This is a genomic window from Paenibacillus sp. MER 180 (genome assembly GCF_023713665.1).
Lineage (GTDB): Bacteria > Bacillota > Bacilli > Paenibacillales > Paenibacillaceae > Paenibacillus_B > Paenibacillus_B suaedae.
Genome location: NZ_JAMAVT010000006.1, coordinates 125,549 through 138,324 on the forward strand (window position 1 = coordinate 125,549; position 12,776 = coordinate 138,324).

Consider the following 12,776-nt stretch of genomic DNA (forward strand, 5'->3'; position numbering starts at 1 on the left):
ACACTTATGAAGTATGTACCACACAGTGAAAATGTTGTTTTGTCTAATGTCTACAAGGGGGAACTTGGATTTGAGCAATATGCATCGAATTTTATGGTTTGATCAAGAAGTACGATCGAATCATTTTCCGAATTGCACTCAATTCGCACAGCAATTCGAACTGTCAACCAGACAAGCCAATCGGGATATTGAATATATGATTAATTCGCTAGGAGCGCCTCTACAGTACGATGCCAAAAAAAGAGGATATCGTTACACTGATACGACATTCGCTCTGCCTAGCACGTATATAACGGAAGAATTGAGACGAACACTAGCATTCTTGTCTTATCGTTATCAGAATTACAATTACGGTGGTTACGATGAATACCATGCAAAACTGCCGATTATGATGCAAATATCAGATTTGTTCCGTCGCATGTCAGACGATCAGGAGCGGAAATCTCCGCAAATCCCTGCTTATGAGATCAATGCCAAGATCGTTGATATCGCAAATCAACTAAGCAAGGCCATTCAGAACAATCAAGTGCTTACCATTCAATATGAGGGGATGGAAGGGGAGGAGACGCATACGTTTCACCCCTATAAGCTGTGCTACACGCAATATGTTGATTACGTTAATGGATGGTGCGAGCAAGAGGAGCAGCAGAAGCTGCTTCGCCTAGATCGCATAGTACGATTGGAACGAGCTGAGGGTGTATTTCGGCTGCATAATGAACATTCCGCTGCCTACGGATCATCGAATCTTCCTGTCCATCCTTTTACGGCAATCATTACATTTCTCGATTCCAAACCTTCGGAAGCGTGGCGGGAATATAACGTGATCGAACAAGAAGATTCCATATATAAGATCGAATTTATTGACGTTTCCTTATTTGTCGATCACTTGATGTCAACACGGGATTGGGCAATGATCGTGAAGCCGAAGTGGCTGAGAGACAAGGTGATGGCTAGATGTGAAGAAATAACGTTGAAGCTAAGCAAGCAAGAGGTGTGTCGATAACAGGAAGATATATATTGACAAATTTTTAGGTATGACATTATATGTCGTACCTTCTTTACTATAATTGGATTATCGCGATAAGAGAGGAGCGGCCGCTCATGAGTATAGCATCAACTCAATCTCTTTCTTTTCAAATCGAAAATCGATCTTATATAGATGCCACGCATGCTGTACTTACGGGTGCTGGTCTGTATGAGGGTTCGAAGTATATGCTTGGCGGGATGACAGGTCTACTGTCGAAGTTCGTTATTCACAAAGAAATGTCAAGCAGCTCGGTTACCGCATACGGCAACTGGGGAGAAGAACATGGGAATGCGCTCCATCGAATGGGGATTGCATCGAGGCAATTTGCATGGCATACGCGTCACCGTACATTTAAATTGGCGCAGCAGGAGTCGATACGTCATATTCAGCACAGCATCGATCGAGGAATAGGCGTCGTCTATTGGAAGCCTGGGTTTGCCGTGATTACGGGTTATGACGATGAGGACGAAGTGTTCTTCTATCTCAACGGTTACGAGAAGGAGGAACAGGTGCTGTTGTATCGGAATTTCGGTATCATCGGTAATCCTACGCCTTTCTGGTATTATCAAACGATTATTGGAGCAGTGGACATGCCGCGCCAACCTATATACAGGGAGTCGCTAGTTACAGCAGTAACAGATTGGGATACACCGCATCGAACTTTGCCAGATCGGGACTTTGCTGCAGGCTGCAAGGCATACGACTATATGATTGCCTCCCTGTCTAGCCAACAATATCATCCGCATGGGGGCGCATATACCATCAGCTCTTACGCTGGAATCAAACGTGACATGATGAATTATTTAGCTTCTATTCAAGAAGAGGTTGGTATATCTGCGGAGATCGTTCGCCATTATCAACTTATCGATGAGGCATTTCAAGTCATGAAAGCGACGGTTCAGATTCCAACAAGTCAAGAGATGTGCATCCAAGCTGATCGAGTACCACAGTTGGTTGAGCAAGCGCAACTTGCGAAGGAGCATGAACGAGCAGCGATCGAACTACTGCGCGCTGATATCGGTTACGATGAAGTCATGCGTTCACGCTCCAGTAGTCTCCACTGGGGCCAGGCGGCGCCAAGATAATTGCAGTCAACAACTGAGTATAAGAGCAGGTGAAGAGATGACGTCTATTATCCTTGAAAATATGAAAATCGTACCGGAAACAAAAACGTTTATCGATCATTTCCACAGTGTTCTGCTGACTAGTGGGCTAACCTCGTATCCGAAGCATACGATTGCGTGCATGTCATCATTGGCCTTCCGCATGTCCGTTCATCGTCAGTTAGATGCCCTATCTGTAACCGCCTATAACTGGGATGCTGATCATTTTGTTGCTGCGGATTTGCTGGGTCTCTATTCAGAGACGTATGCAGGATATAATACGGAACCGGTCTTCCCGGTCTATTTCGAGCATGCGATCGAAGAAATGAGGATTTCTCTTCAAGAAGGTGTCGGACTTATTTATTGGCATGATCAATACTATACGATCTATGGCTATGACGAAACGCAGCAGTGTTTTTTCGCAATAGATTCGTGTGGGAATAGCGGATGCAAGCTGTTTGTTCAGACACTTGGTCAAACAGGAGATTCATCGATTGTATTTATGCAGCTAATATCCAAACGCAGGATATCTATGGATGTACGTGATCTAATTACAGAATCGCTGGTACAGGCGATTTATAAATGGGAACAGCATGATAGCATTTTGCCGATTGAGCAATTTGCATGTGGCGAACAAGCTTATGATGCAATGATAGAGGCAATTCAGTCAGGCACGGCGGATTGGGATGGGGCGGAGCAAACATTATCCATGTATCGTACGTTCAAGCACTACATTGCCCGTTATTTGCATGATATGAAGCAGTCGATGGATGGGCTAGAGCAGTTGGCTGAGAAATATCGAGTCCTAGCGGGCTTATATGATGATATTGTGGCAATCCTCTACAGAATGCAACATGACCGGAATGATAGGAATGAAGAAGGGACGTGTCATGAGATGGCGAGGACTCTAATCTCCGCCCAGCAGATCGAAAGAAATGCAATAGAAGGTATGAAGCAGGTAGTGAAGGATATTCGCGAAGCGCGCGGAGCCACACCACATTTACGATAATAGATACGGAAAAGGGGAAAAGAAATGGCAAAAACAAAACGCGGTAAAGCATTATGGAATCTTCCGTCACATGGACGAGGAACATGCCCAGTGTGTGGAAGCACACGAATTAAAGTATTATACACACAAACGAAAAGTGATGGTACATCTCTTCAAGTTTGCAAAAAATGTGTGAAAGCGACTCAATATCGAATTGATATGGCGTTATCTGGTTAGTGGTTAGAAGTTAGTGATTAGTAGTTATGCTGTCTGTGCATGCAGAATCTTACCATCAGCATCCTTGCCGATTATTTCGGCAAGGATGTTTTTTTGTAGATGGCTTCGTTTAATAGAGACGCTTTTTTCCATACACGGATATACATGCTCTTTTTTCTATAAATAATCTACAACTTTTTTAAATGTGTCTATTCATTTTTGTCGAAAAATGACGATATATAGCTCATTGACATAGACTGATTGGTCAGTAAATACGGACAAGGTTTATAGGCAATAAGGATTCGAATGGAAAGAACTCCTGTATATAACCTGTTTGTCAGTCAACTAGGGGGCTATTGAATGAAAAACAAAGGCTTAGTGATGAAATCTATCATCGTCGTGACCGTTCTTCTTATGGTCATGTCTATTGTATTCATATCATCCTCATATATGATGGAGCGAAGAATCTATAATGATGAATTACTATCCCTTCATACTACGCTTACGAAGAATATCGAGATAGAAAAGGAGGGTATTGCAGGAGCTGCTAACAAGCTCAAGTCAATGGATTCCTCACAATATGCCAAGGATAACAATATTGTTTGGATTCAGGAGAGCTTGAACAGCATGGTACGCGACAATTTCATATCGAATTCGTACTTGCTTGCTCCCGGTTTCACGGAACGTGATGGAAAGTTCTATCTGAAGGTGCTTCAAGGCAACGATTCCTTCGTTGAATTAGGAAATGCGCCAGGAAGCGAGTATGAGATCAAGCCAGAGCTTGTCGATGCGATCCATGAGATGGAGCGGACAGGTGTTGGCTTTAGTGACATCTATGAAGATCTTGATGGCGAATGGATTACGGTGCTGAAGCCGATCAATAATGACAGGAATGAGACGATAGCGGTGTTTGCCGTAGATTTCAATAATAAGAAGATTGACGGCGATCTGAATTCCATGTTGTGGGAAATTATTGGTATTGGCTCATCGATAGGTATCGTATTCATTATCGTGATTGCCTTCTTAATACGCCGATTAGTTCGGCCGCTTACACAGCTGTCCGTTCTGTCCACGAGAGTGGCGGCCGGCGATTTAACGGTATCTATTCCGGTTCGCTCGAAAGATGAAATCGGCGTTCTATCTGATAGTTTTAACACGATGATTGCTCAAATCAAGCACTTGGTTACCAATGTCAAGACGACCGCTGATCAGGTCGCGGAATCATCACAGCAGCTAACAGTAATCGCTACGCAAACGTCTCAGTCTAGCTATGAAATATCCAATTCTATTCAAGAGGTTGCAACTGGTTCAGAATCGCAGATGCAAGGGGCTGAAGAAAGTAAGGCTGCTATGGAGGAAATTGCAATCGGCATCCAGCGGATCGCTGAATCATCCTCTGCCGTATCAGAACTGAGCATCGACGCAACAGAGTCGGTTGATCAAGGCAATCAGGTTGTCCAGCTGACGGTGAAGCAAATGGCACAGATCAGAAATTCCGTCAGTCGTTCTGAAGGGATTACGCAGTCTTTGTTGAATCAATCCGAGAAGATAGAGCATATCGTCAGTATCATTGGCAATGTAGCGGTGCAAACCAATCTATTGGCGCTCAATGCTTCTATTGAGGCGGCACGGGCAGGCGAACATGGACGAGGCTTCGGCGTTGTTGCTCAAGAGGTTCGCAAGCTTGCAGAGCAAACGAAGGACTCTACGGAACAAATTGCTGAGATGCTGAATACGGTAATTGCACATACGAAGGAACTGGCCGAAGCGATGGGAGAAAATACGGAGCAGGCTGAACAAGGAACCTTGATTGTACAAGAGGCTGGGGAGCATTTCAGCAAAATATGGACGTCTGTGCAGCAGGTCACGGAGCAAATTCAAGAGGTATCGGCTGCCGCTGAAGAGATGTCTGCTGGTAGTGAAGAGGTCGCTGCCACATTGGACAACCTCGCATCCATAGCGAAGGACTCATCACTGAACACTCAGAGCGTCGCCGCTTCGACCGAAGAGCAGCTCGCTATTGTGGAAGAAATATCGGATACAGCTACCTTATTGAATCGCAAAATGCAAGATCTACAAGAAGAACTTCGGAAATTTACGATCTAAACGAACAAGACTCCCTGCTCGATGGAAGAGCGGGGAGTCTTATTGTATTGCGCTATACATGTTGGGATTGAAGTTATCCAATTGAAGTTAGGCTGTCGGTTAGCAGCTGAATCAACATGTATAGTGCAATCAACCAAATTGTAATTGCGGATATCTTGTTCAACCAAGTGAGGATGCGTCCGTCAGCATCGATTTTACGGGTGAAATGACCTGCTATTGCAAGCCCAAGGAACCACAGCCACGACACTGCGACACAGGCAATCGTGAACACCCATTTCAGTTCACTGGAATACTGCAAAGAGTTCGTTCCTATGACGCCAATTGTATCGAGAATCGCGTGTGGATTCAGAAGAGAGACGGACATGGCGAACATCATTTGCTTCGGGACACTCATAGCATTTCCCTGACTGCTATTCAACCTGCTTGTCGACTTCCATAGACTCCAACCCATATATAACAGGAAAATGAATCCTAATAGATACAGCCCGTATTGAAGCCATTTCCACTTCCAGATGAATAGCGAGATACCTTGAACTGCGGCTAAAATAAGCAGGGTATCGCATAATGCCGCTGTTATCACGACAGGGATGGCCTTTACGAACGGCTTAGATAAAGCCCCTTGATTGAAAATAAACACATTTTGTGCGCCTAACGGCAATATAAGGCCAAGTGCGAGCAATATTCCGTGAATGAATGCCTCGACCATTGATATCTACCTCCGTATGTCATCATCCATAGAACCGGTTCTAAGACAATATCATAACGCAGCAATTTACAATTGTCCCCGACCATTTGGTTGAGTTCAAGACCAACCAAATTCTATAATAAGCTTATCAATCAACTTGGTGCAGGAGAGGAACATATGCCAAAGACGTGCAGCATTGACTACAGCGATTGGAGACTCGAACGATCCTCATCGATCGCGCTGTATAAACAAATCGAGCATTATATGAAATCTAAAATCTTGTCTATGGAATGGGAAGCGGGTGCGAGACTCCCTGCACAACGTAAGCTTGCGAAGCAACTGGGTGTGAATCGCAGCACGCTGGTGGCAGCCTTGGATTGCTTGACTGATGCGGGGTTTATCGAAGGGAATAGCGGAGGGGGGACGGTTATATCGGACATAGCCCATCGTGTCGACAGCATGTCTCCTATTCTGCCGAATTGGAATGCGTATGTGGAAGAAGGCTCACATTATCCCAATTTACCGATTATTCAGACGATAAATAACATGGAATTCTCACCGCAAATGATTCGCATGGGCACGGGCGAGCTTGCCCCTGACTTATTGCCAACAAAAGAGATGGAGAAAACGATACGCGGTGCAATCGATCATGGAATATCACTTGGGTATGAACAGCCGCTTGGGCACTATCCGCTGCGAGAACAGCTCAGCAAGCAGTTGTCGGAACAAGGCATCGAAGCCGCGCCTAACTCGATATTGATTGTCTCGGGAGCACTTCAAGCACTGCAGCTCATTGCAGCAGGCCTCGTTGGTCGTGGATCCACTATGCTCGTGGAGAAGCCCTCCTATTTATATTCTATTCATGCCTTCCAATCGGCCGGACTAAGAATGGTTGGTGTGCCAATGGATCAAGGCGGTATACGAGTGGATGCTCTGGAGCAATATGCGCTACAGTATAAGGCTTCGCTGCTGTATACGATTCCAAGCTTCCATAATCCAACGGGTACGGTGATGGAGCAGAACAGAAGAGAAGCATTAATGAACATCAGCAATCGCATTGGATTGCCAATTATTGAAGATAGTGCCTACGAAGCGTTATGGCTGGATGCCCCGGGGCCACGATCATTGAAGTCAATGGATAAGCATGGACAAGTCCTCTACGTAGGGACGATGTCCAAGTGTGTTTGCCCTGGCCTGCGAATGGGCTGGATTGTTGGTTCGAAGCAGGTGATAGAACGCTTGGCAGATATTAAAATGCAGATGGATTACGGCTCCAGCTCTTTATCGCAACAAGTTGCAGCGGAGTGGCTTCGATCGGGTATCCACCAGTCACGCTTGCAACACATTCGTGCTCAGCTTCGTTTGCGAAGAGACTTTTTGCTTGACCAGTTGAGACAGCATTGGTCATCTTTTGCAGCATGGAGAGTTCCCCAAGGCGGATTTTACATATGGGTGACCATGGATAGATCTATTGCAATCGAAGCCTTGTTCAAGCATGCGCTTGCTTGTGGAATTCTGCTGAATCCAGGTCATATCTATGATCGCTCGAGCAAGCATCAACTTCGACTATCGTACGCTTACGCAAGCTTTGAAGAAATGGAGCGGGCTATCCTTTTGATTGCAAAGTGGGTAAAGAGTAAGAATGTCACCGAATGATGGGATGTCAAAAGTATTTGACATAACAATATTAATCATTATAATAAAGATGTAAAATGTTTTTTACATTTGAGGAGATAGAACTCGTTATGAAAAACAAGATATCAGAGCTGCGCAAGCGAATGGGCATGTCACAGCAAGAACTGGCTCAGCGGTGTGAAGTGAGTCGGCAGACGATTAACGCGATTGAGAATGATAAGTATGATCCAACCTTAGCGCTAGCGTTCAAGCTGTCACGAACGTTAGAGGTCACAGTCGATCAGTTGTTTACTTATGAGGAGGCATCAAGATGAGAAAGCAAGATGAAATGGAACGTTATCATAATGACAAGTCAGCGAAGAACGGCTACATGTTCTATACGATCGCATTGCTGGTGTGGGGGCTGTATGATTTTGCTGTCAAGGGGAATAGCGGATTGCAATTTACTATCCTATTAATCGGGAACGCCATCTTCCTATGGACACGCGTCTACTATAAGCGAAAAGTGATGTAATAATCACAGTGAAAAATCGATGAGATAGGGTCACTTATCTGATCACATAAATTTAATTATGTAAACTAAAATAAATAATGATGGAGATTGAACGCAAGGATCGTCTCAACCGTACTATAGATACATTATGATTCATTATGGGTTTCCGTCTAGAAAAGGCGGTTGAGGAGGAGTATTGTCGATGATTATCGTAACAACAGAGCAAGTGGCTAATTATGAAGTAAAGGAAGTACTCGGTACAGCATTCGGACTGACCGTTCGCGCACGAGGGTTGGGGAAGGATATCGCTGCTGCATTCAAAGGATTGGTTGGAGGCGAAATCACCCAATATACAGAAATGCTAGAGGATGCACGGAAGCAAGCGCTGGATCGCTTAGTAGCGAACGCACAAGCGATGGGGGCGGATGCTGTCATTATGGTGCGTTTTGACTCTGGTGAAGTCGGAACCAATATGAGTGAAATTGTTGCATACGGCACGGCTGTAACGCTTCGGCCGAAGCGAGAAGTAAGATGATTACGTTTTTGATTGTTTATTTTTCATTGCAGCTGCTCTTTTTTATTGTGTTTCTTATCATCTCGGCCTTCCGAGATCGCCGTCACCAAGCGAATGAACATGAACATGTGCCGGAAGGCTTCGAGAAGACTTCGGAAGTTAGTATCGATCCGTCAACAGGGAAAAAGGTAACGGTTTATTACAATCCGCATACAGGACAGCGATGGTACCGCGTGAAGTAACAATGGAAGGATACAATCCACGAATGAACAATCTTGTTAACGTGGTTGCTTTCAATAGCCAGATACCTCGATATTCAGGTGATACCCTAGCGTTGGCTAGGCTGGTTCGTAAGTCGTAACGGTACTTATGAGCCCACGCTGCCAGCTGCTGGGGTATTTTTTTATTATTCAGAGCCACAGAGAACAGTGATATAGAATTACGTCCCCAGTCCTATTCATTAGACAAAAGTATACTTTTGTCGCTATATACATTCAGTTTGAAATATTTTAAACTTAAACTGCTTCAAAGATTGAAATAAAATTTCATTCATCTAGAGTCGACATACGATGATGTTCTCATTACTCGATATCCAAAGGGAGGGAATTAACATTGTATTTTGCAAGGAACCGGGCTCGTATTTTACTCATGTCGATGATGTCGGTCGTGCTTTTGTTCAGCACAATTGTAAACGCTTCCGCAATGAGTTCCTCTGATTTATCCTCTTCATCCTTATCGTCATCTGAAGCGCAGGCAGAACCGCTCGCATCAGGCAGTACGGCTTCATCCCAGATTATTGAAGACTTCGAGCAGCTTCAACAGCTGTCTGCAACCTCAGTAAGAGCAGTCCCTGGTTCTGTTAAGGCGGTTCTAACCTCACGACCGGAACCGGTACAACATGATGAACATGCAGTAAAGCTCACCTATGATTTCACGGAAACGACGGGAACATCAGCGGCTTATCTGAATTTCTTGAACGCATCTGGGGGAGTAGGGCGTGAGATAAAAGGATATCCATCTTCAATCGGAGTGTGGGTGTATGGGGATGGAAATAAGCACTGGCTGCGAAGTCAACTGCAGGATGCCAGCGGAGCTAAGCCAACGATTGACTTTACTACTAGCAACGGGCTCAGCTGGAATGGCTGGCGGTACGTTACTGCGAGTTTGCCTACTAATCTTGTTCAGCCTATCAAATTGAATCAGCTCTATGTAGTAGAAACGAATGATCGGAATAAAAATAGCGGCGCTATTTATTTTGATAGCCTGCGAGCTCTCTATGGATCGACAAGTATATATGAGCTAACGATGATCGGCTTGCCTCCTATGCAGGCAGGAGAGACAAAACGGGTTCAGGTGTTAGCGACTTCTGCTGGCGAAGCAGAACAAGTAGATGTGACGAAGGAAGCCGTACTTATCAGTGATGATCCTTCCATTGTCGTTGTAAATCCAGACAATACGCTTACTGCTGTGGCCGAAGGACGAACGAGACTAACGGCACGCTACATGCAAGCACCAGAATCCGTAGTTGATGTAGTCGTCAGCCAAGCCGCTCCAGTCATTCAGCAGTTGAACTTGTATGGAGCACCAGCTATGGAGATTGGTGAGCGCGTGAAGACCCATACATTTGCGCGATATGAAGGTGCTGCGAAGCCTGTATCCATGCTAGAAGGAGTTAGCTACAATAGCAGCAATCCCGAGGTTGCTTCCATTGATGCAGCTGGTATGGTCACTGCACAAGCGAATGGAACGACTGTTATGCGGGCGGTATATGGCGAACTCTCCTCCGCTTACGAATTGAAGGTATCCGTGCCTCAGCCGAAGCTGGAACGACTTGAGCTGACCGGCTTGCGTGCAATGACTATCGGCGAGTCGCTGCAAGGGAAGGTAACAGCATACTATTCCGATGGCTCTTTCTCAGAAGTATCGACAGGCGTTGTGTTCAAATCCAGTCAGCCGCACAATGCAACGATAGATGCTAGTGGGAACGTCATGGCTCTTCAAGTAGGCATCAGCTCCATAACTGCTGCTTACGGAGGCAAGACTGCTGATTTCACACTTGTCGTGAACAAGGATACAATCCTGCCTAAGCGGCAATTGCGAGCAGCTTGGATTGCTTCCGTCGTCAATATTGATTGGCCGCGTGAAGGCGTAGTTACGGAAAGAGAGCAGAAGCAAGACTTTGTAAATCTTCTCAATGAATTAGAAACAGCAGGCATGAATGCTATTGTGATGCAAATTAAACCGACTGCAGATGCCTTCTATCCGTCTAAATATGCACCTTGGTCGGAATGGCTCACTGGCGTACAGGGCAAGGATCCTGGCTATAACCCGCTTCAATTCATGATTGATGAAGCACACAAGCGCAATATGGAATTCCACGCATGGTTCAATCCGTATCGTGTAAGTATGCAGCCAGATATCAATAAGTTAGTTCCCAACCATCCTGCAAGATTGCATCCAGATTGGGTAGTATCTTATGGCGGCAAGCTCTACTTCAATCCAGGGGTGCCGGAAGCGAAGCAATTCGTGATGGACAGCATCATGGAGGTCGTCAACAATTATGACATTGACGCGGTTCATTTCGACGATTACTTCTATCCGTATAAGGTAGACGGGGTAGAGTTCCCTGATCGTGCGACCTACCAGCAGTATGGAGCTGGTTTCTCCGATATTACGGACTGGAGACGCAACAATGTGAATACCTTCATTGAGGAATTGTCCAAAGAAATGAAGCAGGCGAAGCCTTATATGAAATTCGGCATTAGCCCATTCGGCGTATGGCGCAACAAAGTAACGGATCCGACAGGCTCCGATACAACAGCTGGGGTTCAGAATTATGATGACCTCTATGCAGATACACGCTTGTGGATTCAAAAGGGATGGATTGATTACATTACGCCACAGATATACTGGTATTTTGGCTTTACTCCTGCAGCCTTCGAGAAGCTTGTGGATTGGTGGGTGAAGGAAACAGAAGGAACACATACACAGCTCTATATCGGTCATGCCGATTATAAGGTGAATGATCCGAACACGCCAGCCTGGCTCAATCCCGATGAGCTTCCGAATCAATTGAAATACCTGCTCAACTTCGATACGGTGAAGGGGAGCATGCATTTCAGCACCGTCGATATTCTCAATAATCCGCTTGGGTTGAAGGATCGACTAAGCGGGGACAGTTACCGGTATAAAGCGCTTGTGCCAGAGATGCCGTGGCTTCCAGCCAATACTCCATCTGCACCGAAGCTTACAACTGCACATGTCACCGATAAAGGAGTTCACCTGTCATGGGAGGAGGTTACGAACAGTTCGGCTGCTTACTATGTGATCTATCGGGCTGAGGGCAGCGAGTCGATTAATGTCAATGATCCGAAGCAAATCGTGAAGACTATACGTAAAATAAACGGCGCATATCAATTTTACCTTGATACGACAGGTGAGCTAGGCAAACAATATACTTATGCGGTTACGGCGGCTGACCGTCTGCACAACGAGAGTATGCCTAGCCAATCCAAATGGATCTGGAATGAACCGCTTGTCTCAATTGAGTTGAAGGGCGATACGAATATGACAGCGGGGAAACAACAGCAACTGAAGGTGTTCGGAGTTGGCAAGAGTGGGAATCGAGTGGAGTTGACGAATGATCTTCGCTTCACATCCAATCAGCCTTCGGTGTTGTCCATTAACGAGGCAGGCACGGTGAAGGCGAATCTATCGGGTACCGCTGTTGTGACCGCAAAGTATGGAAGTTTCTTGCAGAGCACAATGCAAATCAAAGTGTCACAGAAGTAGTCGGACAATATCACATCACGATATTCGTTACAGCATATTCAGCGCAAATAGAAGCATACGAGAGACAGTGCCAGTGTTCCTTGCGAATGCTGGCATTGTTTATGTGAAATGACAGAAAAGGAGTTGCGATCAGGCTAAATCGTTATTTTCAGAAAATTTGCGAAAAAATAATGAAAAATTGTTTCAAATAAGATTAACGAGGTTAATAATAGACATG

At 45.3% G+C, this 12,776-nt stretch carries 11 protein-coding genes; 10 read left to right on the forward strand and 1 reads right to left on the reverse strand.

Translation table 11 applies throughout. The annotated features are described in order from the left end of the window. The first annotated feature begins 79 nt into the window (after nt 1-79). The 4 genes from M3661_RS11975 to M3661_RS11995 all read left to right on the forward strand — a co-directional run bounded on the left by M3661_RS11975 (nt 80) and on the right by M3661_RS11995 (nt 5,440). On the forward strand, nt 80-1,003 hold the full coding sequence (locus tag M3661_RS11975) for a helix-turn-helix transcriptional regulator (protein ID WP_251485667.1): 924 nt from the start codon (nt 80-82) through the stop codon (nt 1,001-1,003). Between the two features lie 98 nt (nt 1,004-1,101). Then, the gene (locus tag M3661_RS11980) at nt 1,102-2,112 is read left to right on the forward strand and encodes a hypothetical protein (protein WP_251485196.1); all 1,011 of its coding nucleotides are present in this window, start codon (nt 1,102-1,104) and stop codon (nt 2,110-2,112) included. 37 nt (nt 2,113-2,149) lie between these two features. Continuing rightward, nucleotides 2,150-3,139, forward strand: a complete 990-nt coding sequence (locus M3661_RS11985) for a hypothetical protein (protein ID WP_251485199.1) — start codon at nt 2,150-2,152, stop codon at nt 3,137-3,139. Between the two features lie 555 nt (nt 3,140-3,694). Beyond that, nucleotides 3,695-5,440 (forward strand): methyl-accepting chemotaxis protein, encoded by a 1,746-nt coding sequence (locus M3661_RS11995; RefSeq protein WP_251485202.1) that lies wholly within the window; start codon nt 3,695-3,697, stop codon nt 5,438-5,440. A 73-nt stretch (nt 5,441-5,513) separates the two neighbouring features. Here M3661_RS11995 and M3661_RS12000 read toward each other — a convergent pair whose 3' ends face one another. Beyond that, complete coding sequence (locus M3661_RS12000; protein ID WP_251485205.1) at nt 5,514-6,146, reverse strand: LysE/ArgO family amino acid transporter; 633 nt, start codon at nt 6,144-6,146, stop codon at nt 5,514-5,516. Between the two features lie 156 nt (nt 6,147-6,302). Here M3661_RS12000 and M3661_RS12005 point away from each other — a divergent pair, with 156 nt between their 5' ends. The 6 genes from M3661_RS12005 to M3661_RS12030 all read left to right on the forward strand — a co-directional run bounded on the left by M3661_RS12005 (nt 6,303) and on the right by M3661_RS12030 (nt 12,559). After that, complete coding sequence (locus M3661_RS12005; RefSeq protein ID WP_251485208.1) at nt 6,303-7,781, forward strand: aminotransferase-like domain-containing protein; 1,479 nt, start codon at nt 6,303-6,305, stop codon at nt 7,779-7,781. 89 nt (nt 7,782-7,870) lie between these two features. After that, nucleotides 7,871-8,074 carry a helix-turn-helix transcriptional regulator gene (locus M3661_RS12010; protein ID WP_021253811.1) on the forward strand — a complete coding sequence of 68 codons (204 nt, stop codon included), beginning with the start codon at nt 7,871-7,873 and terminating at the stop codon, nt 8,072-8,074. After that, nucleotides 8,071-8,274: a hypothetical protein gene (locus M3661_RS12015; protein ID WP_251485210.1), complete on the forward strand. Its 204-nt coding sequence runs from the start codon at nt 8,071-8,073 to the stop codon at nt 8,272-8,274. The genes M3661_RS12010 and M3661_RS12015 overlap by 4 nt, the downstream gene beginning before the upstream one ends. A 181-nt stretch (nt 8,275-8,455) precedes the next feature. Continuing rightward, nucleotides 8,456-8,788 carry a YbjQ family protein gene (locus M3661_RS12020; RefSeq protein WP_028533013.1) on the forward strand — a complete coding sequence of 111 codons (333 nt, stop codon included), beginning with the start codon at nt 8,456-8,458 and terminating at the stop codon, nt 8,786-8,788. Next, complete coding sequence (locus M3661_RS12025; RefSeq protein ID WP_251485212.1) at nt 8,785-9,009, forward strand: hypothetical protein; 225 nt, start codon at nt 8,785-8,787, stop codon at nt 9,007-9,009. The genes M3661_RS12020 and M3661_RS12025 overlap by 4 nt, the downstream gene beginning before the upstream one ends. A 370-nt stretch (nt 9,010-9,379) precedes the next feature. Next, entirely contained in the window at nt 9,380-12,559 is a 3,180-nt protein-coding gene (locus tag M3661_RS12030; RefSeq protein WP_251485214.1) for a glycoside hydrolase family 10-like protein, read from the forward strand. Nucleotides 12,560-12,776: the final 217 nt, after the last annotated feature.